The organism is Cryobacterium arcticum, from assembly GCF_003185895.1.
Classification (GTDB): domain Bacteria; phylum Actinomycetota; class Actinomycetes; order Actinomycetales; family Microbacteriaceae; genus Cryobacterium; species Cryobacterium arcticum.
In genome coordinates this window covers 275,370-301,023 of sequence record NZ_QHLY01000012.1, presented here as the reverse complement: position 1 = coordinate 301,023, position 25,654 = coordinate 275,370, and the positions used below count along the sequence as shown (strand labels likewise).

Annotated in this window: 26 protein-coding genes; 11 read left to right on the top strand and 15 right to left on the bottom strand. The window is 68.2% G+C overall.

Annotation, left to right across the window (positions count from 1 at the left end):
* The first annotated feature begins 3 nt into the window (after positions 1–3).
* A complete protein-coding gene (locus CTB96_RS11080; protein ID WP_110126969.1) occupies positions 4–906 on the top strand; it encodes a LysR family transcriptional regulator in 903 nt (300 codons plus the stop codon).
* A gap of 26 nt (positions 907–932) precedes the next feature.
* Here the strand turns inward: CTB96_RS11080 and CTB96_RS11075 are convergent, their stop codons facing one another.
* Positions 933–2,006, bottom strand: a complete 1,074-nt coding sequence (locus tag CTB96_RS11075) for a DNA polymerase IV (RefSeq protein ID WP_486601894.1) — start codon at positions 2,004–2,006, stop codon at positions 933–935.
* A gap of 113 nt (positions 2,007–2,119) precedes the next feature.
* Here CTB96_RS11075 and CTB96_RS11070 point away from each other — a divergent pair, with 113 nt between their 5' ends.
* Positions 2,120–2,575, top strand: coding sequence for a putative immunity protein (locus CTB96_RS11070; RefSeq protein WP_219993259.1), 456 nt, complete (start codon positions 2,120–2,122; stop codon positions 2,573–2,575).
* 30 nt (positions 2,576–2,605) lie between these two features.
* On the opposite strand, the gene CTB96_RS11065 is transcribed toward CTB96_RS11070, so the two are convergent.
* The 4 genes from CTB96_RS11065 to CTB96_RS11050 form a co-directional block, all read right to left on the bottom strand.
* On the bottom strand, positions 2,606–3,046 hold the full coding sequence (locus CTB96_RS11065) for a VOC family protein (protein WP_110126968.1): 441 nt from the start codon (positions 3,044–3,046) through the stop codon (positions 2,606–2,608).
* A gap of 44 nt (positions 3,047–3,090) precedes the next feature.
* Entirely contained in the window at positions 3,091–3,513 is a 423-nt protein-coding gene (locus CTB96_RS11060; protein WP_110126967.1) for a VOC family protein, read from the bottom strand.
* 133 nt (positions 3,514–3,646) lie between these two features.
* The gene (locus CTB96_RS11055) at positions 3,647–5,119 is read right to left on the bottom strand and encodes an esterase/lipase family protein (RefSeq protein ID WP_110126966.1); all 1,473 of its coding nucleotides are present in this window, start codon (positions 5,117–5,119) and stop codon (positions 3,647–3,649) included.
* A gap of 49 nt (positions 5,120–5,168) precedes the next feature.
* Positions 5,169–6,047 (bottom strand): alpha/beta hydrolase, encoded by an 879-nt coding sequence (locus CTB96_RS11050; protein ID WP_110126965.1) that lies wholly within the window; start codon positions 6,045–6,047, stop codon positions 5,169–5,171.
* Positions 6,048–6,237: 190 nt separating this feature from the next.
* Here CTB96_RS11050 and CTB96_RS11045 point away from each other — a divergent pair, with 190 nt between their 5' ends.
* Positions 6,238–6,534 carry a hypothetical protein gene (locus tag CTB96_RS11045; RefSeq protein ID WP_110126964.1) on the top strand — a complete coding sequence of 99 codons (297 nt, stop codon included), beginning with the start codon at positions 6,238–6,240 and terminating at the stop codon, positions 6,532–6,534.
* Between the two features lie 66 nt (positions 6,535–6,600).
* On the top strand, positions 6,601–7,608 hold the full coding sequence (locus CTB96_RS11040) for a glutathione S-transferase family protein (protein ID WP_110126963.1): 1,008 nt from the start codon (positions 6,601–6,603) through the stop codon (positions 7,606–7,608).
* A gap of 159 nt (positions 7,609–7,767) precedes the next feature.
* Here the strand turns inward: CTB96_RS11040 and CTB96_RS11035 are convergent, their stop codons facing one another.
* Complete coding sequence (locus CTB96_RS11035; protein WP_110126962.1) at positions 7,768–8,529, bottom strand: SDR family NAD(P)-dependent oxidoreductase; 762 nt, start codon at positions 8,527–8,529, stop codon at positions 7,768–7,770.
* Positions 8,530–8,694: 165 nt separating this feature from the next.
* Here CTB96_RS11035 and CTB96_RS11030 point away from each other — a divergent pair, with 165 nt between their 5' ends.
* Positions 8,695–9,612, top strand: coding sequence for a 3-methyladenine DNA glycosylase (locus CTB96_RS11030; protein WP_248283342.1), 918 nt, complete (start codon positions 8,695–8,697; stop codon positions 9,610–9,612).
* Here CTB96_RS11030 and CTB96_RS11025 read toward each other — a convergent pair.
* Positions 9,569–10,270, bottom strand: a complete 702-nt coding sequence (locus CTB96_RS11025; RefSeq protein ID WP_110126961.1) for an NAD(P)H-hydrate epimerase — start codon at positions 10,268–10,270, stop codon at positions 9,569–9,571. The genes CTB96_RS11030 and CTB96_RS11025 overlap by 44 nt on opposite strands.
* 53 nt (positions 10,271–10,323) lie before the next feature.
* Between CTB96_RS11025 and CTB96_RS11020 the strand changes: the two genes are divergently transcribed.
* From CTB96_RS11020 to CTB96_RS11005, 4 genes are all read left to right on the top strand, one after another.
* Positions 10,324–10,638, top strand: coding sequence for a hypothetical protein (locus CTB96_RS11020; protein ID WP_110126960.1), 315 nt, complete (start codon positions 10,324–10,326; stop codon positions 10,636–10,638).
* A 125-nt stretch (positions 10,639–10,763) separates the two neighbouring features.
* Positions 10,764–11,240 (top strand): DoxX family protein, encoded by a 477-nt coding sequence (locus tag CTB96_RS11015; protein ID WP_110126959.1) that lies wholly within the window; start codon positions 10,764–10,766, stop codon positions 11,238–11,240.
* Between the two features lie 3 nt (positions 11,241–11,243).
* The gene (locus CTB96_RS11010; protein WP_110126958.1) at positions 11,244–11,840 is read left to right on the top strand and encodes a TetR/AcrR family transcriptional regulator; all 597 of its coding nucleotides are present in this window, start codon (positions 11,244–11,246) and stop codon (positions 11,838–11,840) included.
* Positions 11,841–11,910: 70 nt separating this feature from the next.
* Positions 11,911–12,402 carry a DUF6578 domain-containing protein gene (locus tag CTB96_RS11005; protein WP_146215800.1) on the top strand — a complete coding sequence of 164 codons (492 nt, stop codon included), beginning with the start codon at positions 11,911–11,913 and terminating at the stop codon, positions 12,400–12,402.
* Between the two features lie 31 nt (positions 12,403–12,433).
* On the opposite strand, the gene CTB96_RS11000 is transcribed toward CTB96_RS11005, so the two are convergent.
* Positions 12,434–14,674 (bottom strand): UvrD-helicase domain-containing protein, encoded by a 2,241-nt coding sequence (locus tag CTB96_RS11000; RefSeq protein ID WP_110126956.1) that lies wholly within the window; start codon positions 14,672–14,674, stop codon positions 12,434–12,436.
* 221 nt (positions 14,675–14,895) lie between these two features.
* On the opposite strand from CTB96_RS11000, the gene CTB96_RS10995 reads away from it, so the two are divergent.
* Positions 14,896–17,073 carry a glutamine synthetase III family protein gene (locus CTB96_RS10995; RefSeq protein WP_110126955.1) on the top strand — a complete coding sequence of 726 codons (2,178 nt, stop codon included), beginning with the start codon at positions 14,896–14,898 and terminating at the stop codon, positions 17,071–17,073.
* A 65-nt stretch (positions 17,074–17,138) separates the two neighbouring features.
* On the opposite strand, the gene CTB96_RS10990 is transcribed toward CTB96_RS10995, so the two are convergent.
* The 7 genes from CTB96_RS10990 to CTB96_RS10960 all read right to left on the bottom strand — a co-directional run bounded on the left by CTB96_RS10990 (position 17,139) and on the right by CTB96_RS10960 (position 25,033).
* Entirely contained in the window at positions 17,139–19,715 is a 2,577-nt protein-coding gene (locus CTB96_RS10990; RefSeq protein ID WP_110126954.1) for an ATP-dependent Clp protease ATP-binding subunit, read from the bottom strand.
* Between the two features lie 604 nt (positions 19,716–20,319).
* A complete protein-coding gene (locus tag CTB96_RS10985; RefSeq protein WP_110126953.1) occupies positions 20,320–20,937 on the bottom strand; it encodes a hypothetical protein in 618 nt (205 codons plus the stop codon).
* A 48-nt stretch (positions 20,938–20,985) separates the two neighbouring features.
* Positions 20,986–21,303 carry a carboxymuconolactone decarboxylase family protein gene (locus CTB96_RS10980; RefSeq protein ID WP_110126952.1) on the bottom strand — a complete coding sequence of 106 codons (318 nt, stop codon included), beginning with the start codon at positions 21,301–21,303 and terminating at the stop codon, positions 20,986–20,988.
* Positions 21,304–21,466: 163 nt separating this feature from the next.
* On the bottom strand, positions 21,467–22,258 hold the full coding sequence (locus tag CTB96_RS10975; protein ID WP_110126951.1) for an ATP-binding cassette domain-containing protein: 792 nt from the start codon (positions 22,256–22,258) through the stop codon (positions 21,467–21,469).
* Positions 22,255–23,307 carry an ABC transporter permease gene (locus tag CTB96_RS10970; RefSeq protein ID WP_110126950.1) on the bottom strand — a complete coding sequence of 351 codons (1,053 nt, stop codon included), beginning with the start codon at positions 23,305–23,307 and terminating at the stop codon, positions 22,255–22,257. The genes CTB96_RS10975 and CTB96_RS10970 overlap by 4 nt, the downstream gene beginning before the upstream one ends.
* Positions 23,304–24,299, bottom strand: a complete 996-nt coding sequence (locus CTB96_RS10965; RefSeq protein WP_248283341.1) for a sugar ABC transporter substrate-binding protein — start codon at positions 24,297–24,299, stop codon at positions 23,304–23,306. Before CTB96_RS10965 ends, CTB96_RS10970 begins: the two co-directional genes overlap by 4 nt.
* Positions 24,300–24,451: 152 nt before the next feature.
* Positions 24,452–25,033 carry a DinB family protein gene (locus tag CTB96_RS10960; protein ID WP_110126949.1) on the bottom strand — a complete coding sequence of 194 codons (582 nt, stop codon included), beginning with the start codon at positions 25,031–25,033 and terminating at the stop codon, positions 24,452–24,454.
* Between the two features lie 103 nt (positions 25,034–25,136).
* Between CTB96_RS10960 and CTB96_RS10955 the strand changes: the two genes are divergently transcribed.
* A complete protein-coding gene (locus tag CTB96_RS10955; RefSeq protein WP_110126948.1) occupies positions 25,137–25,652 on the top strand; it encodes a DNA alkylation repair protein in 516 nt (171 codons plus the stop codon).
* Positions 25,653–25,654 lie beyond the last annotated feature (2 nt).

Here is a 25,654-nt window from a genome sequence, read left to right as displayed (position 1 = left end):
CTTATGGAATTGGGTCAACTTCGGGCATTGAGAGAGTTGGGCGACAGGGGCAGCATCGCTGCCGTCGCAGCGGCGCTCTACGTCACACCCTCGTCGGTGTCGCAACAAATCAGTGCGTTGCAACGGCACTCCGCTGCGCCACTGACCTACAAGGACGGGCGGAGGACCGTGCTGACCGACGCGGGGCGCGCTCTGGCGAGAGCGGCGATCGACGTGGACGTCGCGCTCGAACGCGCCCACCAGGCTGTGGCGCGCTTTCAGGACGATCGGTGGGGAACGGTTTCCGTGGCTGCGTTCCACAGCGCGGGCCAGGCCGTTTTCGGCCCGCTGATCGCCGCGTGTGCGAGTCCGGAGCAGCCTGACGTGCAGTTGAGCGATTTCGACGTGGCTCAGGAGGATTTTCCTCCTCTCACCGCCGACCATGATCTGGTTCTCGCGCACCGGCTGGTCGGCAGCCCGCCCTGGCCGGGGTCGGTGCGGGTGGAACCGCTCCTGTATGAGCCCCTGGATATCGCCGTTCGACGCGACCACCCCCTCGCTGCGAAAGGGGCGATCGAACCGGCCGACCTTCACGACGAGGCCTGGGTCACGGTGCACGAAGGCTTCCCGCTCAAGCAGGCTCTCTCGGTGATTGCGGGAATCGGGGGCCGTGAAGCGCGCATCCTGCACCGGATCAACGAGTTCTCCGTAGCCGCCTCCGTTGTCGAAGCGAGCGGTTGCATCGCTCTGATGCCCCGCTACACGACCGACCTGCGCGACCACCCTCAACTGGTGCTTCGCCCGCTCGCCCGCCTCGAACTGGGCCGTTACATCGACTGCCTGGCTCGACCCGAGACCCTCGAGCGCGCCAACGCGCAGGCGGTGCTGTCACAGATCAAGACCATTGCCGGAGCTCTCACCCGCTGACCGGCGTGACCGACGGGCCGACGCGGTCACCAGCCGCCGCGGGTCGGCGTGTGTCCCTGTCGGGCGTCGTCGGGCATGGCCATCTCGGCCCGCAGGCCCAGGAGCCGGATCGGCCGGCCCGCCTCAATCTCCGCCGCGAGGTCGAGCGCCCGGGCACGGATTTCGTTCTGGTCGGAGGTTGCGGGTATTTTCCGGGCGCGGGTCGTCGTGACGAATGGTGCATAACGCACCTTGAGGGTCAGCCCGATCACGGGCCGCCCTTCGGCCTGGACGTCCTCAAGAACCCGCGCCGCCAGTTCGATGACAGCATCGGACACCTGGGCGGGGTCGGTCAGGTCGTGCTGGAAGGTGGTCTCCCGGCTATGCCCGCGTGCGACCCACGGGGTGTCGTCGACCACGCTCGCGCCATCCCCTCGGCCGAGTTCCGCGTACCACGGACCCATCTTGGGCCCGAACTCCGGAACCAGGACTTGGGGGTCGGAGGCGGCAAGTTCTGCGACGGTGGTGATGCCGAGTTTCGCCAGCCTGCCCGACACCTTGGCTCCCACACCCCACAGGTCTTGGGTGGGCCGACTGCCCATGACGTCGAGCCAGTTGCCCGCCGTGAGACGGAAGACGCCGGCCGGCTTGGCGAACCCGGTGGCGACCTTGGCTCGCACCAGGGTGTCGCCGATGCCCACGCTGCAGTGCAAGAGAGTGCGCTCCAGAACCGCGGCCTGCACCCGCCGGGCGTAGTCCTCCGGATTGGGCGTTCCTACTCCCAGGAAGGCCTCGTCCCAGCCCAACACCTGCACGGTAGCGCCGGGCTGATCGCGCAGGGTGGCCATCACGGTGTCGGATGCCGCGAGGTATGCCTCGTGATCGACGGGCAGGATCACCGCATCGGGCACCTTTCGGGCCGCAATTCGGAGCGGCATCCCGGAACCCACCCCGAACGCCCTGGCTTCATAGGACGCCGTCGACACGACAGCCCGCTCCGTGGGATCGCCCCGGCCGCCGACGATGATCGGTTTGCCCGCAAGCTCCGGCCGCCGGAGCACCTCGACCGCCGCTATGAACTGATCCAGATCGACGTGCAGCACCCACCGGATTTCGTTCACGCCACCAGTGTGTCCCAAACTCCGCTGGTTGGCAGGGCCGCCTGCAGCCAAGCGGATCCGTCGGGCAAGCCAACCACGACTCGGCGCAGCGGCCTAGCTGAGACTATTAGGGGGTGGACGGACAACCGCACGAGAAATGGGCCAACCCCCAGCCGCCGATTCACCACGCGATCGCGCGCTGGGCGGCGGCATCCGCCGAACGCGCCCTGCCGATCTTCGAGGAGTTGCGGCCCCGCGATGATCGGCCCCGCGCGGCGATCGCCGCCTTGCGCGCGTGGGAGCGCGGCGAGCTCCCGATGACTGCCTGCCGCAACGCCGCTTTCGCGGCTCACGCCGCGGCACGCGATGCGAACGACGCGGGCGCGATGGCCGCCGTTGCTGCTGCGCGCGCAGCGGGGCAAGCCGTTGCTGTCGCTCACATGTTCAATCATGCGCCGCACGCGGCGACCTACGCTGCCAAGGCGCTCGGCCTGCACGGCGGTGAGGGCGCCCGTGACGCCGAACGCGTGTGGCAATGGCAGAACCTGGCCCCGGAGTTGCGCTCGATGGGCTTCCCGAAGGGTATGTGATCGCACCAGCGCCGCTCACCGGCGGTGATATCAGCCGATCCGCTCGGCCAAGGCAACGATGATGCCCTCCGGACCGCGCACGTACGCCATCCGCCAGACATCCTCGTACTCACCGATGCCGCCGACCAGACCATACCCGTCCGCGGCGAGCCGGTCCACCCGTGCCTGGAGGTCGTCGACCTCGAACGACAAACTGCGCAGCCCGAGCTCGTTGGCCATGGCGTCGGCCGAACCCGGAACGGGGTCGGGCCGAACGAAGCTGGACAACTCCACTCCGGTACCTCCCCCGGGTGCCTTCATCATGACGATCTCCGTGCGGGAGTCCGGGATCGCAATGACGGTGTCGATGAACTCGCCCTCCACGAATGCGCGGCCCTCGATCTCAAGGCCGAGGCCCACGAAGAACGCCGTCACCCGCTCGAGATCCCGCACCGTGACTCCGACGTGATCGAACCGCATGATTCGCGACATGGGCACAGCCTCCAAGACATTCGTTCCAGCCGGACGAACGGAGCCTACTGCGCGGGAGGCGTTCCGGCGATGTTGATCATCCACGCCACCCCGAATTTGTCGACACACATGCCGAAGCTGTCGCCCCACGGCGCCTTCTCCAGCGGCAGGGTCACGGCACCGCCATCGGCCAGTTTGTCCCAGTACCCGCGCAGCTCCGTCTCGTCCTCGCCGCTCAGCGATACCGAGTAGTTGTTGCCCGGCTTGTAGTCCATCGAATTCGGGGTGTCAGACGCCATCAGGTTGAACCCGGTGGGGGTCTCGAGCGCGGAGTGCATGACCTTGTCTAACTCGGCCGGGTCCTCGCTGGCGTGGAAGTCCCGGAACGTACTCACGGTCAGGTCGCCGCCGAAAACGGTCTGGTAGAACTCCATGGCCTGTCGGGCGTTGTCACGGAAGCCGAGATAGGGGTTGAGCTTCGTGCTCATGGTGATACTCCTCACTGTCCGGACCAGGCGTCCAGATCCACATTGATCTTGGGTTGCTTTATCGTGACTCGATTATCGACCTGTCCCGGCCGGAGCGCGAGGCCAGCCGCGGACAGCCGCGGACAGCATGTGGTCACTGCCAGTGCGTGACCGTGAGCGCCAGCGCGGCCTCGTCGCCCAGCAGCCGCGCAGCCACGTTGGGCAACGGAATGACCGGATGCCAGCTGCCGTCTGCGGCCCGTCCCGACGCCCACTCCAGGGTGTTGGAGAGTTCGGCGGCGCCGGGCCGCTCCACCAGAGTGCTGTTCCACTCCCATTGAATGTGGGCGAGGGCGCCGGCCTCGGTGAGTTGTACCTCAATGATGAGCGAGTCCTGCCAGTCCCCGATTTGTTCGAGGTGCTCGCCGAAGCCGAACAGCCCGCCGCGCTCTTCGAGCGAGAGCAGCTTGAGGTCGAGCGCATATCGCGCCACGTGCTGGGCCGTGGGAATCAGGAAGGCCGTGATCAACGGAACCGGTGACATCGGCGTGGGAATCCTTTTCGCCTCCGCATTCAGGTCAACCGGGCAGTAGTGGTCTGCCGTCTGCTCGTGGATGAGCACCGGGAGCTTGCGAATCGCCAACCGCACCTCCGCCTGCCAGACCCGGGCGTCCTCGAAGCTCAACCCCTGCAACCCGATCTCAACTCGCAGGGTGCCGAAGAGAAAGCGTTTGAGGTTCTGGTACGCCTCTTCTGAGTTCACCAGGCCATACCGGCCCGAGTGCGACCGATGCACATAGGCGCGCGCCGACCCCACCACGTAAGCGTTGCGGATGGCGACCAGCCCGTCGCTCTGCACGCCCATCAGTGTGCTGGACAGCCCGGCTGCCACGTCATAGTCGCGCGCGTTGGTGCCCACGATGCTGAGCACTCGGTCCGGGGTGAACGCGCCGCTCAGCCGCCGGGTGTCGCCGTTGGCCGGCCCGGGGGCATCGTCGGGATAGAGGTATTCCCGCATGTACTCCGGGGCGAAGATGCGCGACCCCTGCGGGCCGAAGGTATTGATGATCCAGCCGCCGATCGGTCCACCGAGTTGCGGGTCGATGCCACCGTGCGGCGTGCCGATGGTGCACAGCTTAGAGACCGACATACGCGGGTCCTTCAGCCCCACCTGCAACGCGGTGCGGCAGATCAACCCACCCATCGAATGCGCCACCAGATACACCGGCGGGTGGCCGAGGGTCTTCTCCCGCACGAGCCAGATGAAGTCGACCAGCCCTTTCGCGGCCGAACGGATGTCGTACGGTCGCGGCGGAGTGCCGAAGGTGCGGGCCGCCGCATCGTAGAACCGGTAGATCCACACCGAGTCGGTGCGCAGCGTGCCTGGCTCGGCATCGAGCAGCACCTGCTGCTGACTGCCCTCGATGCGCACGTCGTAGCCCTGGTCCTTGATCAGCCGGATCAGCGGCCCTTCATACTGGTGGAACCGCGGAGTACCGTTCGCTCCCACCCGCACGTGTACTGACCCTTCATTGAGACCGTAGAACGGGTCATCCGCCGCGGCGTCGATGGCGCCCTGGCCACCGGCGAACCCGCGCACGTAAATGATCGGGAATCGTGCGCTCATTGTGCCCTCCGCTCTGTCGATCCGGGCCGACCACTTCGCTGCCGCGGAGTCAGCCGGCCGATCGGGCCGGTACGAACCGGCTGATGAACCCGAAAGCCAAATCGGCCACATCGCGCCACCCGCTGTCGATCACGAGGGAGTGCCCGCGACCGGGGATCTCGGTGATCTCGGTGATGCCCTCGTTCCTGGCCTGCAGCTTGTAGCTCGCGCGGGTGATCGCCAGGGGAACAGTGTTGTCATTTTCGCCGGCCAGCACGAGCAGGGCGCCGCGGTCGGGATTCTTCGTATCCACCCGGGTCTCACCGCCGAACGGATTGAAGTTGGCCACCGCCGCCTGGAACAGCGGCGCACCGGCGGCGGGCACGTGGTATTCGCTGTAAAGGTGCTTCGCTTCGGCCAGGTCGAGGTTGTTGGCCCAGCCGTATTGGAACTGCTCGAAGGTGAGCGAGATCGCCTTTCCGCGGTTGCCCGGATTGCCGAGCACGGGAGCGGCCGATTTGAGGGCGGAGGCCGGCAACGGCAGCACTCCCTTGAACGGGGCGTTGTCGATGCTCACGGTGGCGAATGCCACCCCCTCGCCGGCCAGCTTCTGCGCGATCAGGCCGCCGAAGGAGTGCCCGATCACGGCGGGCTTGAGCGTGAGTCGGGAGATGGCCCCCAGATAGTGGTCGGTGACCTGCTGCACCATCTTGTGGGCGAAGGCATCGGGCGACTCGTACGCCTCCTCGACCGTGCGCGGGTCGTCGGGCCAGCCGGGCGCGATGGTGATGAAGCCATTGGCTTCGAACAGGTCACGCCACGGCTTCCAGCTACTCGAGAGCAGCCAGAGTCCGTGCACGAACACCACGGGAGTGAGTCCGGACGCATTGGCCCGGTCAATTTCGTCGACCTCCCAGTCCGTGAGAGTGGGCGGTTCAGCTGCGACCATGTTGACAATCCCTTCCAGGAGTCCGATGCGGGGTTGTGGGGACGGACCGGTAGCCGGGTGCTCATCGCATCCGTTGAGGTCGTGAATATCCGGGATGAGGTGCCAGCGCAAGGCCCGTGTCGGCCCAGCGGTCACCGCCGCGTCGGCTCGGGTTACGCTGGCCCTGTTCCCGACAAACCGAAGGACAGCCATGGACCACCTCGCCACAATCGTCGCCGACATCCACATGACCTCCCCGGATACCTTGCGGGTCATCGCAACCGCCCTGAATTCGGCGGTGTCGGGCGCACACACGGCGCACGCCTTCGTGGCCCTGCCGGAAGGAGGTCGGGTCGAGGTGGACACCCCGAAGTTCGGTGAGGCTCCTCCGCTCGCGATCGACGTCTACGACCTACGCGGCACTGCGGAGGCACACGCCGCGGCCCAGGCGCTACTCGAGACCCTCACCACAGCGACCGGCTGGCCGCTTCATCATCTGCGCGGCTGATCGGCTCCTCCCCACCCGGGTCGGTTTTCCATGCATACGCACGGGGTTGTCGCGTAGCGTTCTCTTATGAGCAATCTCACTCCCAGCTACGTGGAACCCGGCCAAGCCTTCAACCGCGACACCAACTACATCGAGGACCGCATCACTCGCGATGGCCGCGACGGCTGGCCGGTCGAACCGGGGCGCTACCGACTGGTGGCAGCCCGGGCCTGCCCGTGGGCGAACCGCACGGCGATCGTGCGTCGTCTACTGGGACTGGAGAACGTCATCTCCCTCGGCCTGCCCGGACCGACCCACGACAAGAACAGTTGGACCTTCGACCTAGACCCCGACGGCGTCGACCCGGTCCTCGGCATCGACCGCATCCAACGGGCCTACTTCGCCCGCTTCCCCGACTACCAGCGCGGCATCACAGTGCCGGTGATCGTGGATGTGCCCAGCGGCAAGGTCGTGACCAACAACTATCCGCAAATCACGATCGACCTCGAAACCGAGTGGGTTGACTATCACCGACCCGGCGCCCCCGACCTCTACCCCGAGGCCTTGCGCGCGGAGATCGACCAGGTGGCCGAGCTGATCTTTCACGACGTCAACAACGGGGTCTACAAATGTGGCTTCGCCGGCAGTCAGAAGTCGTACGAGCGCGCCTACAACACACTCTTTGCACGCCTGGACTGGCTCGAAGAGCGACTGTCCGGCCAGCGTTACCTGGTGGGCGACACCATCACCGAAGCGGATATCCGGCTGTTCACCACCCTGGCCCGGTTCGACGCGGTCTATCACGGCCACTTCAAGTGCAACCGCAACAAGCTCAGCGAGATGCCGGTGCTCTGGGCCTACGCCCGCGACCTGTTCCAGACGCCGGGATTCGGCGACACCATCGACTTCGAGCAGATCAAGAAGCACTACTACGTGACCCACAGCGATATCAACCCCACTGGCATTGTGCCTAAGGGTCCGGATGCCGCCGTCTGGCTCACCCCGCACGGCCGCGAGGCACTGGGCGGCCGGCCGTTCGGCGACGGCACCCCGCCGGACGCGCCCCTCGAGGGCGAACGCGTGCCGGCGCTGTAGCCCATCAGGTCGGAGTCGTGCCGCCCGGCCCTTTCTGCGGAATTATGTTCCACGCGGCGGCACGACTGCCCCTGATCGCGGCACGGTTAACGCAGCCATCCCGCCTCCGTCGGCGAGACGAAAGCGGGATGCGTGGGGCGAACCCCATTGAGCAAGTGACTAGCGAGCGAGCCAGCCGCCATCAACCGGGAGGGTGATGCCGTTCACGTAGTCGGAGGCGCTACTGGACAGGAACACCGCGGCGCCGACCAGGTCAGAAGCCTGACCCCAGCGGCCGGCCGGGATGCGCTCGAGGATCGCGTTGGACCTGGCAGCGTCTTCGCGCAGCGCGGTCGTGTTCGCGGTGGCGATGTAGCCGGGAGCAATGGCGTTCACGTTGACGCCGGACACTGCCCATTCGTTGGCCAGAGCCTTGGCCAGACCGACGACGGCCGACTTGGAGGCGGTGTAGCCGGGTACGTTCACGCCGCCCTGGAAGCTGAGGAGCGAGCCGGTGAAGATGATCTTGCCGTGGCCCCGCTTGACCATGTTGCCACCGACGGCGCGGCTGAGCACGAACTGTGACGACAGGTTCACGTTGATCACTTCGTCCCAGAACTCATCGGAGTGCTCCGCGGCCGGCGCACGGCGGATGGTGCCGGCGTTGTTGATCAGGATGTCGGCGTTCAGCGCGGCAAGCTCTTCACCGAGTGCGGTGATGGCGGCACGGTCGGCGAAGTCGGTGTCGAACGGCGTGAAGGTGCGACCCAGCGCCTCAACGCGCTGGGAGACCTCGCTGCCGACCATGGGCATGTTGACGCTGACGCCCACGATGTCGGCGCCGGCGGCGGCGAGACCCTCGGCCATGGCAAGTCCGATGCCACTGCTGGCGCCAGTGACGATGGCAACCTTGCCGGTGAGGTCGAAGGGGTTCGCGGTCATTGTAGTGCTCCTCTGTGAGTCTTCTGCGTCGATGACGTCTTCCGAATCGCGCTTGAGCGCGCGTTCTGCATGGCGGAACTTTGTTCCACCGCACTCCTACTATATTCGGTGAACGTCTCCAACGCGACGCGTTCGGCAACATTCCGGCCCGAGTACCCTCGAATTGTGCCGATTCCTCCTTCGACTCCCACCCCGCGGCTTCCGCGATCCGAGTGGCTCGAACGAGAACGGGAGCACCAGGATCGGGCAGATGCCGCCACCCGGGGACGCCGGGAACGCGCCGGCACCGGCCGCACGCATCCGGTCGACGATTTTCTCTTCACCTACTACCCGTTCCGGCCCGGCCTGCTGCGCCGCTGGCACCCGGGCGCCAACGTCGTGCTGGAGAACGCCGCCCACGAGGAGCGCGCCACCTGGAAGTGGTACCTGACGGACGGCGACGACGTGTCGGTCGACGTGGCGGCCTTCCACACCAGGAACGAGCGCAGCATCCGCTTCATCGTCGGACTGCTCACGCGCACCGCGCAGCGAGCCGGCAACTTCGGCTGCTTCGGCCTGCACGAGTGGGCAATGGTCTACCGGCAGGGCGAACACCGGCATGAATCCCCGCTGCGCCTCAGTCAGGGCGACACCGACGCCGTGGTGGAGACACACCGCATCAGCTGCACCCACTTCGATGCCTTCCGGTTCTTCACTCCTGCTGCGGTCGACCTCAACTCGGAGCAGGCTCATCCGGTGCTTCCCAGCCGGGAGAACCAACCCACCCTCGAGCAGCCCGGCTGCCTGCACGCGGGTATGGATGTCTACAAGTGGGCGATCAAGCTCGGGCCGCTGATTCCGGGCGACCTGCTGCTGGACTGTTTCGACCTGGCCCGCGACATCCGGGAACTCGATATGCAGGCTTCGCCGTACGACCTCGGGGACTGGGGAACTGTGCCGGTGGCTATTGAGACGCCAGCCGGCAAGGCGGAGTACGTGCGCCGGCAGCGCGGCTTCACCGAGCGCAGCAACGAACTGCGCGCTCGGGTGGTCGCTGCCGTCACCCCAGATCGCGCCGCCGAATCCGTTCCAGATCTGCGCTGATGCCGATGTCGGCCACGACCAGCCGGCCGCTGTAGTCCGCACCGGGCCGGCGCACCAGCCCGGTCTTGCAGCCGCCGAAGGTCACGGTGACATCGGCTCGCAGCACGGTGGCATCTGGCACCGATCCGTCATCGGGGTGGATGCCGCTGGGCAGGTCCACCGCGATCACGAGGGGTGGCGACGCGGGGCCGTCGGTGACCCCGAGAAGCGCGGCCACGACGTCTCGTGCCCGACCGCGCAGGGCGGGGCTCGCAGAGGTGCCGGTCCCCAGGATGCCATCGAGAATGGCGTCGCTCCGCCGTCCCAGATCGGTTATGGCATCGGCCGGTTCATCAAGCGGCCGGAGCGCCGCACCACCCGCCAGAGCGGCTTCGAGGCCGGCCCGGTGCAGCCGATCGCTGGTGGGCAGGATGCTCACCAGGGCGCCGCGACCGGCCAGGATGGCGGCGGCGTACAGCGCATCCCCGCCGTTGTTCCCGGCCCCTGCCAGTACCAGCATGTGCGCGCCGGCGACTCCCCCGCGCCGAGTTTCCAGGAGCGCGGCGGCCTCCTCGGCCAGGGCCGTCGCTGCCCGTTGCATCAACGGTTCGCCGCGGGCGAGGTGCGGCTCTTCGGCTTCGCGCACCTGGGCCGCCGTGAAACTGTGCTCGGGGGTCATTCGCTCAGGGTACGCCGGGGTCGCGGGCTATGCGCCGTGACTACAGTGGTTGCATGAAGCTGACCAAGATCGACCCGCCCGGTCGGAGCTTTTCCCGCTGGTTGACCGATGAAGAAGTAGGCCAGGTGCTGGCCAGCAGCCGCGGCTGGAAGCTGGGTAGCGACGGCAGCGTGGTCGCCGGTTCGCTGCGCAAGACGACGATCGCGCCCTCCCTGGCAGCCCTGGGCGCCGCCGCGGCGGCGAACCGGTGGATCAGCCGCCCGTCGGTGGCCGGCAGCGACGGCAGCGGACCCACCCACGTGATGTGGGGAGTGTTCGAGGCCAGGCCCGACGCCGAGGTGGCGGCGCTGGTGGCTGCCGCCAGCTAGGCGACGGCATTCCGGCCGCGAGCTGGCCCATCCGTAGCGCCGACCTGGTACTGACCGGTTGATCATTGACCGCGTGATCAATGTAGTCTGAGGGCGCCCCATCCGCCCCGCTCGAAAGCCGCACCATGACCCTCCTCGCCCCGCAGAAGAAGCGCACCACAATCCTCCGCACTCTCTTCCGGCTGGTGCTCGGCGCCTTCCTGCTGATTGCCGGCATCGGCCACCTCACTGTGGCCCGGGAGGCTTTCCTGGCGCAGGTTCCCACCTGGCTACCGTTCGACGGCGACTTCGTCGTGGTGGCCTCCGGCATCGTCGAGATCCTGCTCGGCGCTTCGCTCCTCGCCCTGGGGCGCTACCGGGTGCAGGTGGGCTGGATCGTCGCCGCCTTCTTCGTCGCCATCTTCCCCGGCAACATCTCCCAGCTGGTCACCCACACCGATTCTTTCGGCCTGAACACCGATCTGGACCGCAGTATCCGGTTGCTCTTCCAGCCGGTTCTAGTGCTCTGGGCGCTCTGGTCGACCGGCGCCTGGAAGGCGTGGCGCGAGTACCGCGCCGCGCAGCGCACCCAGCGCAGCACCCAGCCCAGCGCCCAGGACTGATCCGTGGGCGGACCGAAGAAGTCGGAACAAGAGCGGTGCGACGCGATTCTTGCCGCGGCGTACGACATCGCCGTCGCCGAGGGGCTCGACGCCGTCACCGCCCGCCGGGTCGCCACGGCGGCCGGAATCTCCCCCGGGCTGGTGTTCTTCCATTTCCAGTCGAAAGACGGCCTGCTCCAGGCTCTGCTGGATGCGCTGCTCGATGGCACGCTCGACGCCCTCACCGCCCCGGACCTGGCTGTCTTGGCACCGTGGGACCGGCTCGAACGGATGATCCGGGGCGAGCTGGAGCGCCTGCAGCAGTATCACGCCGCCGTCGATTTGCTCTTCGCGTTCTATTTCGCCCGGCGCGACGACCTCTTCCGTCCCCGCATCGAGGCGTCGTTCGGGCGCTACCTGGAGGCGTTCCTGCCGGTCTGCCGCGAGCTGGTCACCGACAGCGCACCCGGGAGCGTGGCCTCGCGAACCACCGGGGACGACCTCGCGGCCACGGTTGTCGCCCTGGTGCAGGGCGCGTCCATCCAGGCGATCCGCAATCCGGCGTCCTTCACCCCCGAGGCGTTGCTCGCCACCCTGCAGGCGTTCCGGCCGATGTCCTGAGCATCGGCTCCCTGCTGAAGCGAGGGACCGAGTGCCTGCCCGGAGGCAGCGTTTTGCCTATTCTGGTGAAATGGCTATTCCCCGCGTGCATCTCAGCGCTTCCCACGAGCCACTCGTGTCGGAAGAAGCACGCGCGGTCGATGCGGAGGACATTCCCCCGGTCGCCGGATCCCACGACACGGATATCTGGCTGACCGCATGGCAGGTCGCCGAGGGCCGTTTCGACGTCGCACTCGACCAGCACGTCGCCTGGTCCCTCGTGCCGATGGATCAGGACTGGATGGCCCGCTTGTTCGCCTGCAGGCGAGCCGTCGCCCTGCAGCGGGACACCTACGCCGACGCACTGCGCGGCACCCCCGGCGCCCCGACGTGGACGCACCTCTCCGGCCGTGTTGCCCGGATCGACCAGATCTCGGTGCGCTATCACCCGTCGGAAGACCCGGCGGAGCGCGGGCTGGTTCCGGAAACCGGCGGGGCTATGCAGCACAGCGTGCTGAGCGTGCGGGAGCCGCGCGCGCACCACGGCACGATTGTCGGCTGGATCGTGCGGATCCGGGCATAACCCGAAGGCGGAGGCTCGGCGCCAGCGGGTGCTAGTTCAGGCCGTCCAACCCAGCCGGTAACGGCCCGTCGCTCACCAGGTAGAGACGTTGGGTGGCCCGGGTCATCGCCACGTAGAGTGCGCCAGCACCCCGCTCCGAGGCGGCGACGATCGCGGCCGGATCGACCACGACCACGGCGTCGAATTCGAGGCCCTTGGAGTCATGCGGGGTGAGCACCGCGATGTCACGGAGCAGACCGGCGGAACCCCGACCGATGGCGTCACCGAACTCGGCCCGCAACGCCTGGTAGAGGGCATCGATCTCGGGCTCGAGCACGATCACGGCCACGGTGCCGCCCACACCGAGTGCGCGTTCCCGCCGCACGGCGTCGAGCGCATCCGTCAGCACCTCGACCGGCCAATCGCTCGCGCGCACGGTGCGTGACGCCGTGATCGGCAGACCGTGGGCCACCGCCATGCTCTCGGCGGCCTCGGCGATCTGGCTGGGCGTGCGGTAGTTCACCGTGAGCTCTTCCAGGCGCCAGCGGTCGGCCTCGAAGGAGGCCTCCAGCACGGGCGCGAGGGCCTCCCGCCAGCTGTTGGCCGCAGCGGCCGCAGCAGCCTGGGCGATGTCACCCACGATCGTGAACGACCGGCGCGGACCGCGGCGCATCAGCAACCGCCACTGCATCGGGGAAAGTTCCTGCGCCTCGTCCACGATCACGTGCCCGTAGGTCCAACTGCGGTCGAGAGCGGCCCGTTCGGCAGTGGTGGCCCGGTCGCCGAGCTCGGCGAAATTGTCGGCGAGGGCCTTCGCGTTCACGAGCCCCTTCACGTCCATGTTCTTGATCGCCAGTTCGGCGTTCTCGATGTCGCGCTTGCGCTGTTCCTTGGCCTCACGTTTCTGGGCGGCGTCGACGGCGCTGTACTCCCCCAGGTGCTCGGCGGCCTCGTCGAGCAGCGGGATGTCGGCGATCGTGAACTCGGCGTCGCGGGTGCGGTAGAGCAGGGCGCGCTGCGCGGCACGCCAGCGCGGGGTCAGTTGCTCGAGCCACTGCGGGCGGGCATAAAGGTCCTGCACGAGCTTCTGCGGTGTGAGCGGCAACCAGGCGGTGTTCAGCGCCACCCGCACGTCGTCGGCCAGGCGCAGGTCTTCACGCAGCATCGGCAAGTCGGTGTCGTCCATCGACCGACCCTGCTTCTTGAGCTGTTCGAGCCATTCCCGGGCCAGCGAGTTGAGGGCGTGCTTGACGAAGACCACCCGGGCCTCGTTGTGCGGCTTGCCGCCGGAACGGGCACGGTGGATGGCCGACTCGATCAGTTGTGGCTTCAGCACCAGAGTGTCGCCGTTCACGAGCAGCTTCTGGCTGGCGGCCGGCACCTTCTGCCGGCTCTTCACGGCACGGGCGATCAGGTCGGCCATGAAGGTCTGGCCCTTGAGTGCGGCGACCGCGGGGGCGTCTTCGTGGTTTGCCTCGACCCCGGGGAACAGCTGGCCCACAGAGGCCAGCACAACGCCGGTCTCGCCGAGCGAGGGCAGCACCGCCTCGATGTACTGCAGGAACGACGTGGACGGGCCCACGATCAGCACACCGGAGTTCTGCAGCCGGTCGCGGTGGGTGTAGAGCAGATATGCCGCCCGGTGCAGGGCAACGGCCGTCTTGCCGGTGCCGGGGCCGCCCTGCACGACGAGCACACCGTTGAGCCCCGACCGGATGATGCGGTCCTGCTCGGCCTGGATGGTCGAGACGATGTCGGTCATGTGCCCGGTGCGCTGGGCGGTCAGGGCCGAGAGCAGCGCTCCCTCGCCCTGGTGCAGCGCGGCGGTGTCACCCTCGAGCAGCGCGGCATCCAGGATCTCGTCTTCGATGCGGATGATGCGGCGCCCGCTGGAGAGCAGATGGCGGCGCGACCGGGCGCCCAGTGGCGTCGCTGCGGTGGCCTGGTAGAAGGCGCTGGCCTGCGGCACCCGCCAGTCGAGCAGGATCGGCTGCAGGTTCTCATCGCGCAGGCCCACCCGGCCGATATACCGGTAGACGGGTGCGCCGTCGTCGTCGGGCGCGGTCTCCAACCGGCCGAAGGCGAGCCGGTCGTCGACCTCGCGCAGCTGCACGATGCGGTCCTCGTAGGTGCGGGCGAAGGTGTCGCGCTCCGACCGGGACTGGTGGTTGCCACCGACGTCGAGCATCCGCACGGCCTTCAACTGGCCCTCGGCCTCCCGCTGCAGTGCGTCGAGTCGCGCGTACAGCGTTGCGACGTAGTCCTGTTCCCGCGCGAGCTCTCGATCGACCACTCAAACACCCCTCAAATCAAACGACCAGTTTAGCCGCTGGTGGCCCGGTCGGGTTTCGCGCCGGCCTTCGTCCCCCGCACGGGGTGACCTGGGCTTGTTTGGCCGGTCACCGAAGCTAATCCGTCACGCGGCCGAAACCTGACCGGCATACAAGCTCCCTAGATTTGGGGCACCGGATTCCGCAACCCGGCGCGGAGTCTTGCGAGCACAAAGGGGTAACAATGAGTGGAAATGCCATGCGCCTTCAGGCGATCAGAGATGTCGAGGCGTATGTGCCCCCGGCCGTCAGCTTCACTGACGCTGAAACCCCCGGCCAGATCTTCGGCGAGAACGTGTTCAGCAGCGTTGTCATGCAGAAGCGCCTGCCGAAGCTGGTCTACAAGTCGGTGATGGCCACCATCGAACACGGCGCCATGCTCGACCCACTCGTCGCCGACGCCGTCGCCTCCGCGATGAAGGACTGGGCGATGGAGAAGGGCGCGTCGCACTACGCGCACGTCTTCTACCCGCTCACCGGCCTCACCGCCGAAAAGCACGACAGCTTCCTCGAACCCGTCGGCGATGGCACCGCACTCGCCGAGTTCGCCGGCAAGACCCTGGTGCAGGGTGAACCCGACGCGTCCAGCTTCCCCAACGGCGGCCTGCGCAACACCTTCGAGGCCCGCGGCTACACCGGCTGGGACGTCACCAGCCCCGCATACGTTCTGGAGAACCCGAACGGCAATACCCTGTGCATCCCCACCGTCTTCGTCTCGATGACCGGTGAGGCCCTCGACCACAAGACGCCGCTGCTGCGCTCGCAGCAGGCCATGGGCGAGCACGCCGAACGCATTCTGCGTCTGTTCGGCCACGTCAAGCCGGCCAAGGTCGTCTCGTTCTGCGGTCCGGAGCAGGAATACTTCTTGGTCGACCGTCACTTCTTCCTCGCCCGCCCCGACCTGCTCAACTCCGGCCGCACCCTCTTCGGCGCCAAACCGCCCAAGGGCCAGGAATTCGACGACCACTACTTCGGCGCCATCCCCGAGCGTGTGCTCGGCTTCATGATGGACACCGAGCGGGAGCTGTTCAAGCTCGGCATCCCCGCCAAGACCCGCCACAACGAGGTCGCTCCCGGCCAGTTCGAGATCGCGCCGATGTTCGAGCGCGGCAACATCGCCGCCGACCACCAGCAGCTCTTGATGACCACCTTCAAGACCGTCGCCAAGAAGCACGGCATGGCCTGCCTGTTCCACGAGAAGCCGTTCCAGGGCGTCAACGGCTCCGGCAAGCACGTCAACTTCTCGCTCGGCAACAACCAGCTCGGCAGCCTGCTGGTGCCCGGCGACAACCCGCACGACAACGCCCAGTTCCTGGTCTTCTGTGCCGCGGTCATCCGCGCCGTGCACAAGTACGCCGGCCTCCTGCGGGTGTCGGTCGCGTCGGCCACCAACGACCACCGCCTCGGCGCCAATGAGGCTCCGCCCGCGATCATCTCGATCTTCCTCGGCGACCAGCTGGCGGATGTCTTCGAGCAGCTGGCCAAGGGACCGGCGACCTCGTCGAAGGACAAGGGCACCATGATCATCGGCGTCGACACGCTCCCGCAGCTGCCGACCGACCCGGGTGACCGCAACCGCACCAGCCCGTTCGCCTTCACCGGCAACCGGTTCGAGTTCCGCGCCCCGGGTTCGATGCAGACCGTGAGCGGCCCGATGGTCACCATCAACACGATCATGGCCGAGTCGCTCGACTACATCGCCACCGACCTCGAAGCCGCTGTCGCCGCCGGCACCGACTTCGACACCGCCGTGCAGAGCCTGCTCACCCAGATCATCACCGATCACGGCGCTGTCGTGTTCAACGGTGACGGCTACTCGGATGCCTGGCCGATCGAGGCCGAGAAGCGCGGACTCGCGAACCTGCGCACCACGCTCGACGCCCTACCCGAGCTGATCACCGAATCCGCGATGGACCTGTTCGACAAGTACAAGGTCTTCAACCACCGCGAGATGCACAGCCGCTACGAGATCGGCCTGGAGCAGTACGCCCTCACCATCAGCGTCGAGGCCCGCCTCACCCTGGAGATGGCGACCACCCAGATTCTCCCGGCCGCGGTGCGGCACCAGACCGAGGTCGCGGTCAACGTCGGCGCCCTCAAGGCTGCCGGCGTGGACGCCGACACTGCTCCGTTGCTGGCGGTGAGCGGCCCGATCGCCGAGCTGCGCGACGCCCTGGCCACGCTCAAGGCCGCCCTGGCTGAGGAGACCGGCCACGAGGCTCTGGCCGAGGCCGAGCACGCCCGCGACGCCCTGCTGCCCGCGATGGCCGCGGTGCGCACGGCGGCCGACGCTCTCGAAGAGATCGTGGCCGACGACCTGTGGCCGTTGCCGACCTACCAGGAGATGCTCTTCATCCTGTAGCCGCCACTAACGACGAAGACCCAGCCGCACCCCTGAGGGCACGGCTGGGTCTTGTCGTTTGCGGGTTACGCGGCCAGCGGCATCCGCACCGGCTCGGCGTTCACCCGCAGCGCGCCGTCCTGCACGGTCACGGCCACGACTCCGCCGTCACCGAGCTCGGAGGCCACCAGCAGGTCGGCAATCCTGTCGTCGAGCTGACGCTGGATGACCCGGCGCAGCGGCCTGGCCCCGTACTCGGGCTCGTAGCCGGTCTCGGCGATCCAGTCCACGGCCTCGTCGCTCACGGTGAGCGCGTGACCCTGAGCGGCCAGGCGGGCCTCGGTCTGAGTCAGCAGCAGCCGCACGATCTGGCGCAGTTGCGGCTGGTCGAGCTTGCGGAACAGCACGACCTCGTCGATGCGGTTGAGGAACTCGGGCCGCATGGCCTCGCGGAGCTTGGCCATCACCCGGTCGCGCAGTGCCTTCTCCGAGCCGAATCCGTTGCCGGCGCCGTCCAGGTCGGCGGTGAAGCCGAGCGCACCGCTGCGGCTGGCCAGAACCTCTGAACCGATGTTCGAGGTCATGATGACCACGGTGTTCCGGAAGTCCACCGTGCGACCCTGACCGTCGGTGAGGCGGCCGTCGTCGAGCACCTGCAGGAGCAGGTTGAAGACGTCCGGGTGCGCCTTCTCGATCTCGTCGAGCAGCACCACCGAGTACGGGTTGCGCCGCACGTGTTCGGTGAGCTGGCCCGCCTCGTCGTAGCCGACGTAGCCGGGAGGGGCGCCGACCAGACGGCTGACGGTGTGACGCTCGCTGAACTCGCTCATGTCGAAGCGCAGCATGGCCTTCTCGTCGCCGAAGAGCGACTGCGCCAAGGTCTTTGCCAGTTCGGTCTTACCCACCCCGGTCGGGCCGAGGAAGAGGAAGCTACCGACCGGGCGGGAGGCGTCGCCCATGCCGGTGCGGTTGCGGCGCACGGCCTTGGCGATCACGGTGACCGCGTCGTCCTGGCCGATGACCCGCTGGTGCAGGTCGTCTTCGAGGGTGACGAGGCGTTCGCGGTCCCCCGCCGTGAGGCGGCTGGCCGGGATACCGGTGGCCCGGGCGATGATCGCGGCGATCTCGGCCTCGTCCACCACGGCGGACGGCGCCGGCTTTCCGGCATCCGCGGCCTGGTCGGCCTCGGCGGTCTCGATCTTCTCGCTCAACGCCTCGGACTCATCCCGCAGCCGGGACGCCTCTTCGTAGGCCTCGGCGGCGACGGCGATGGTCTTCGCGGTCTCGACTCCGGCAAGCTGCTCGCGCAGGCCATCGATGTCGACCCGGGAACCGAGTGCCAGGCGGGCGCGAGCGCCGGCCTGGTCGATCAGGTCGATGGCCTTGTCGGGCAAGAACCGGTCGGGGATGTACCGGGCGCTCATTTCCACGGCGGCGCGGATGGCCGCATCCGTGTACCGCACCGAGTGGTGCTCGGCGTAGCGGCCCTGGAGCCCGGCCAGGATCTGCACGGCGTCGTCGATGCTCGGCTCGCCCACTCGCACGGGCTGGAAGCGCCGTTCGAGCGCCGGGTCCTTTTCGACCTTGCGGTATTCGTTCAGGGTGGTGGCGCCCACGACGTGCAGCTCACCGCGCGCCAGGCGCGGCTTGAGAATGTTGCCGGCGTCCATTCCGCCCTCGCCGGCGCCGCCGGCTCCGACCACGGTGTGCAGCTCGTCGATGAAGACGATGATCTCGTCGCTGCGTTCGCTGATCTCATCCATGGTCTTGGTGAGGCGTTCTTCGAAGTCGCCGCGGTACCGGGTGCCGGCGAGCATGGCGGGCAGGTCGAGCGCGATGACGCGCTTGCTGCGCAGTTGCTCGGGCACGAGGCCGTCGACGATGGCCTGGGCGAGGCCCTCGACCACGGCGGTCTTGCCCACGCCGGCCTCGCCGATGAGCACCGGGTTGTTCTTGGTGCGCCGGGAGAGGATCTCGACGGTCTGTTCGATCTCGTCGCTGCGGCCGATCACCGGGTCGAGCTTGCCGGAGCGGGCGCGCTCGGTGAGGTCGATGCCGTAGGTGTCGAGCATCGGGGTGTTCGAGGTGCTGCCCGTGGCCGTGGTGCCGGCGGCGGCGTTGGCCTCGTCGGCTTCGGCCTGCTGAGCGCCGGCCTGCAGGGACTCGGCGGTGACACCGGACTCGGCGAGCACGCGAGCGGCGGGCGAGTCCTGGTTCACCACGAAGGCGAAGAACAGGTGCTCGGGGTCGATGTAGGTGGAGCCGAAGGCGCGGGCCACCTGATGTGCGTCCAGCAGGGCGCGCTGAGCCGAGGGAGTCAGGCCCGGGGCGGACTGGGCTTCCCGGTCGCTGGATTCCGGCAGGCGCTGTTCGGCGTCGGCCGCAATGGCAGCGGGGTCACCACCGGCACGGCGGATGGCCGAAGCGGCGGGTTCCTGTTCGACCATGACGCGCAGCAGGTGCAGGGCGTCGACGTGGGCGTGGCCGTGGTCGACCGCGTACTGGGCGGCCTGCACGAGGAGTTCGTGGGTGCGACGGCTGAGCAGCCGGGTGATCTCGATGGGTCGACCCGACTGGCCCGACCGCTGGCCCTGCAGGTAGCGGGCCAGGAATTCGTCGAACGAGCCGTTCTCGGATCCGGTCGGACCGAAGTATGTAGGCAAAGCAACCTCCTGGGAGTTCAAAACGAGGAGGGAAACCAAAACTTGAGTGCCCTCGACTCAAGTCAACGCTGGGGGGCGGGTTTCATTCCCGGCGGTGGCTGAGATTTCGCTGAGGGCGATAGAGCCCGTCCGCTGATGGAGGTTCCTGAATCTCGACCCCATCGCTGATCGATCCAGTCGAGATCCCGCGAGAACGCCTACAGCCGCGACCAGAACGACACCGGGCGGCTCCCCGCAGACCGGGTCACCAGGTCTCGACAAGCTCGACCAACGCACGGAGGCGGAACCCCATCGCTGATCGAGCTTGTCGAGATCCCGCGAGAACGCCTACGGTCGCGACCAGAACGACACCGGGCGGCTCCCCGCAGACCCGGTCACCAGGTCTCGACAAGCTCGACCGACGGACGGGTGCGGGACCCCATCGCCGATCGAGCTTGTCGAGATCCCGCGAGAAGGCCTCTGGCAGTGACCAGAATGACACCGGGCGGCTCCCCAAGCCGGGTCACCAGGTCTCGACAAGCTCGACCGACGGAGCGGGCGCGTCCCGTAGACCGGGTCAGCGGGTCTCGACAGGCTCGACCAGCGGCGCTGGGTGCGTGACCGGTTAGGGGGCGGTGAGGGTGGCGCAATCGGGAGCGGCGCGGAAGGACTGGCCCAGGGTGCTGGAGGCATCCTTCATGGCGGTGGTGATGGCAGTCACGGTGGCCGCGATATCGGTGAGCACCGTGCCCGTGTCCACGACGACGGTCCCGAGCGCGGTGATCAGGGCCGCGCCGGTGGCACCCTCGACCTGGCTCGCGCTGGCCTGCAGTTTCTGCAGCGACTGGTCCACCTTGTCGGTCGAGCTGCGCACCGCGGCATAGCCCGGGTCGTCGCCGGTTCCCGTCGGCGCCGACTTCACCGTCTCGACGAGGGTGCCCACCGACGCCGAAATCTGGGTCATCTGGTCAGAGATGGCCTGGCCCACCCCGCTGCCACCGGCCGCAGCCGCCGCCGCCAGCGCCTGCACCTCGTTCTGCAGCGCGGTCGTGTCGCTGCAGACGTTGCCGGCCCAGGTGACCTGGTCGGCGTTCGGCGTCGCGCCCGTCTCTCCGGGCGTCGACGTCGATGTCGACCCGGCCGTCGAGGTCGTTGCCGGCGTGGGCGATGGCGTCGGGCTGCCCGACGATGCACAGCCGGTCAGGAGAAGCAGCACGGCTCCGGCCAAGACCATCTTCTTCACGTCGGACGACCCTTCGCTGGTGTCGGTTCGGTGGTGGGTTTCGGCGGGCTATTGGATGTCGTCTTCCGCGCCGATCTGGATCGCAAGGTCGAACGCCTCCGCGATCTTTCGGGCCGACGCGAGCAGCCGCGGCGTTCCTACGATCGGCGCCACGGCCACCAGAACGTCCTCGACGTCGTCAACGGTGAGCCCCACTTCCGCCGCCGGGCCGATATGCATGAGGTACGAACCGACCGGAGCATCCACCGCCACGAGGGCCGAGATGCGGGCGATCATGAGCGTGCGCGGGTCGAGGTCGGTGCGTGACAGTGAGACGGCGTTGATCTCGGCTGCCGCATCCAGTACCGGTGTTGTTCCTGTAGCCATGAGAGTTTCTCCTTCTGCCGGGCCTGGCCGCGTGGCGGCGCTGCCTCAGCGGTTGGCGGGCGCACCGGGTGGCGGCCTCACGCGGCAGACGGTAGCAAGCAATGTCAGCAGCGGCGACGTTCCCGCCGCCTTATCCTCCGAAACGGATGATGCCCTGAGGCGGTCAGCCCCGCTCGATCTCCCGGGCGAGTGTGTCGAGTTCGGCGCCGCCGGCCATCAGCCGGGTCAGCTCGGCGATGCTGATTCCGGCCTTGTCGAACTCGCCCAGGCTGGCGCCGCGGTTGAGCACCAGGAACCGGTCGCCCACCGGGTAGGCGTGATGCGGGTTATGGGTGACGAACACCACGGCCAGACCCCGGTCGCGGGCCTGTGCCACGTAGCGCAGCACCACCCCGGCCTGTTTGACGCCCAGCGCTGAGGTGGGTTCGTCGAGGATCACGACCCGAGCGCCGAAGTAGATCGCCCGGGCGATCGCCACGGACTGGCGCTCACCGCCCGACAGGGTGCCGATGGGCTGGTCGACATCGCGCAGGTCGATGCCCATGCGAGCCAGCTGCTCTGAGGTGTGCGCCCGCATCTCGGCGACCTTGAGCCGGGAGAACGGTCCGCGGCCGGCGCTCAGTTCGGCGCCGAGGAAGAAGTTGCGCCAGACCGGCATCAACGGCACTATCGCGAGGTCCTGGTGCACCGTGGCGATGCCGGCATCCAGCGCCTGCCGTGGTCCGTCGAATCGCACGGCCTCGCCGTCGAGCAGCAGCTCGCCGGTCGAGTGCGGATGCACCCCGGCAAGCACCTTGAGCAGCGTGGACTTGCCCGCACCGTTGTCGCCGAGCACGCAGAGCACCTCGCCCGCGCTCACCGAGGTGGAGATGTCGGTGAGCGCGATGACCGAGCCGTAGACCTTGCCGATGCCGCGCACCGCCAGGATGGCAGCGGCCGGGTTCGCGCCGCTCATGCCCGCACTCCGGCCTGCCGGCGCACCGAGAGGTTCACGAGTACCGCGAGCAGCAGCATCCCGCCCAGAAAGGCCTTGAGCCAGTTGTTGTCCCACTGGGCGAACACGATGCCCTGCAGGATCATGCCGTAGATCAACGCGCCGAGGGCCGCGCCGATCGCGGAGCCGTAGCCGCCAGTGAGCAGGCAGCCGCCGACCACGGCGCAGATGATGTAGACGAACTCCTGGCCGATGCCCGTGGTGGCTTGCACGGTTGCCACGTCGAAGAGTGAGAGCATGCCCACCAGCCAGCCGGCAGCGGCCGTGCCCATGAACAGGCCGATGCGGGTGCGCCGCACCGGCACGCCGGTCTGCACCGCGCTCTGCAGCTGCCCGCCGATGGCGAAGATCCAGTTGCCGTAGCGGGTGCGCAGCAGCAGCCAGCTGGCCAGGGCGGTGATGCCGATCCACCAGAAGATGGAGACCTTGAGGTCGAGCCCCAGCACCGGGATCGTCGACCCGAAGATCGCCTTGCCGGCCGCGAAGTCTGGCACCAGGGTCATGCCCTGGATCGCGACTTGGCCGGTGATCAGCTTGGTGCCGGCGAGGTTCACTCCCTGCAGGATGAAGAAGGTGGCTAGGGTGACGATGAAACTCGGGATGCCGGTCTTCACCACCAGAAAGCCGTTGGCGGCCCCGACCGCGAGGGCGATCACGAGGGCCAGCAGCATGGCGAACCAGAGGTTCATGCCGTACTGGGTGGTGAACGCGCCCACCAGCAGCCCGGTCGTGCCGGTCATCGCGCCGGCCGAGAGGTCGAATTCGCCGCCGATCATGAGCATCGCCACGGCGACCGCCATGATGCCGAACAGCGACGCGGAGTACAGCCAGGTGGCCGCTCCGGCCGGCGACAGGAACGCGTTGGTGGCCAGCGAGAAGTAGGTGAAGATGGCCAGCGCGGCCACGAGGGCGCCCATCTCCGGCCGGCGCAGCAGTCGGGCCACCGGATGCCTCGCGGCCAGCCGTTCGTCACTGCCGGGCCGTGCCGGGGCGGGGGCGAGGCTTGTCATCGGGTGCCGAGCCCCGCGAACGTGGCCACCTGGCCGGCGTTCTCCTTGGTGACGAAGCCGGGCCCGGAGTAGACCGGCTGGCTGCCGCCCACGACGTTGCCGTTGGTGTAGAACAGCTCGAAGAAGCTCACCGGCAGGTAGCCCTGCAGGTAGGGCTGCTGGTCGACGGCGAAGAGGATGCTGCCGTCGGCGATCAACCGCGTGACGTCGGCGGACACGTCGAAGGTGCCGATCTGCGCGTCGCTGCCGGCCTCCACCTGGGCCTGGGCAGCCGCCACTCCCACCGCGGAGTTGAGGGTGAGCACACCGTCGATCGTGGGGTCGGCCAACAGGGCGCTCTTGATGGTGTTCTGCGCATCCGCGAGGTTGGCGATGTCGACCTGCAGGTTGGTCATGCTGCCGTCCAGGGTGTCGGCGGCCCCGGCGCAGCGGTCCTCGAGCCCGGCGTTGCCGGCCTCGTGGATGACGCAGAGCACCTTTTTCGCGCCGGCCTCGGTGAGCTTCGTTCCTGCACCCTGGCCGGCCAGGTACTCGCCCTGGCCCACGTGGGTGAGTGCGCCGAGCGCGGCGGACTCTTCGGCGCCGGAGTTGATCGTGATGATCGGGATATCGGCGGCGACGGCATCCGCCAGCGCCCCGCTCAGGCCGTCGGGGTTGGCCATCGACACGATGATGCCGTCGACGTTGTCGGCGATCGCGGTTTCGATCAGCTGGCTCTGCTTCTGCACATCGGGGTCGCCCTGGTAGGTGACGGTGGAGCCGTAGAGCGCCCCGGCGGCCTGCGCGCCGCTTTTCACGACGTCCCAGAACGCGTCGCCGGGCACGGCGTGCACAACGAGGGCGTAGGTGCGACCGGTGTCGGCACCCGCCTGGGCGGTGCCGCCGCTTGTCGCGGTCACCGGCTGGCCGGTGCAGGCGCTGAGGGTGAGCAGGGCGAGGGCGGCAGCGCCACCGGCAGCGGCGGCGGCCCAGCGGGCGGGAATTCTCGGCACGGGGCTATCGTCCTTCGTTGTTGGAGACCGGCGTGAGGCAGGCGGGCGCAGGCGGGGAGGCGCGACTTTCGGGCGCAGTCCACCTTAGGCGTCAGGTTTACGCGTCAACGAACCGGGTCGGGCTGGGCCGCGCCCAGTGACAGTGCGGGACGTCAGGCGTCGCGGGCGACTTGCTCCACCCGGTCGCGGTAACCGGCCCACCACTCCGCGGTCGCCGGCGGCAGGTTGTCGTTGTCCTGGCGCAGCCCGACGGCACCATCGATCAGTTCGCGCAGGATGTCGGCGTGACCGGCATGCCGGTGGGTTTCGCTGATCAGGTGCAACAGAATCAGGTGCAGGGTGACGGTGTTGCGGTCGGGCGACCACCAGGCCACCCGGCCAATCCCGTCGAGCGGCACGGTCTCGAGGGTCACCTGGGAGTGCGCCCAGACCCGGCGGTACAGGTCAACGATCTCCGTGCTGGACTCCTCCGCGGTGGCCCACATGTCGGCGTTGGGCTCGGCATCCTCGTCCATCCACGGCAGCTCCTCGGGGAACGGCCGGCCGAACGTGGCGCCGAGATACCCGGCCTCGACCCCGGCCATGTGCTTGACCAGACCGAGCAGATTGGTCCCCGTGGGTACGAGCGGTCGGCGCAAGTCGTACTCGGAGAGCCCCTCGAGCTTCCAGACAAGCGCGCTCCTGGCGCTCTGCAGGTAGCGAAGTAGGTCGGCGGTTTTATCGGAATCGGTCATGACGCCCAGCCAAGCAGACCGGCGGCCGTTCGACAACGACCACCGCCGATGCCGCTCACCCGCTACGTTCGGACACCCGCCCGCGATCGGCGAGAATGGGCAGATGAGTGCCGCCGGCGAGTTCGTGGACGCCACCCTGCAGTACGAGAGTTCCTGGCAGCGGGCGGAGGCCGACCGGGCCCGCCTGGGCGACGGGCTGGGCGGCGAAGAGGGCGGCGGCCTGGCGTTCTACGGCGCCTCCGTCGGCGCGATCCGCGGCACCATCCGGGATGCCGGCCGCCGCTACCCGGGGCTCGGCCACGACGACATCACCGCGCTCAGCAGCGAACTCTGGGCCGCGCCGGTGTTCGAGCGGCGCTTGGCCGCGATCGTGCTGCTGCAGACGCACCTGCGGATGCTGCGCGCCTCCGACCTCACCCGCATCGAAGGGTTCCTGCGCCAGGCGGGGCTGCCCGCCTTGATCGACCCGCTGGCCACCGACGTGGTCGCCCCACTGGTCCTCGGCCTCGCGGGTGCCGATCGGGCCCGCGCGACGGCCGTGGTCGACCGCTGGGCAGCGGAGCCCGGCGCGGGGTTGCGCCGGGCGGCCGGATTGGTGCAGGCACTCCTGGCACCGTGAAA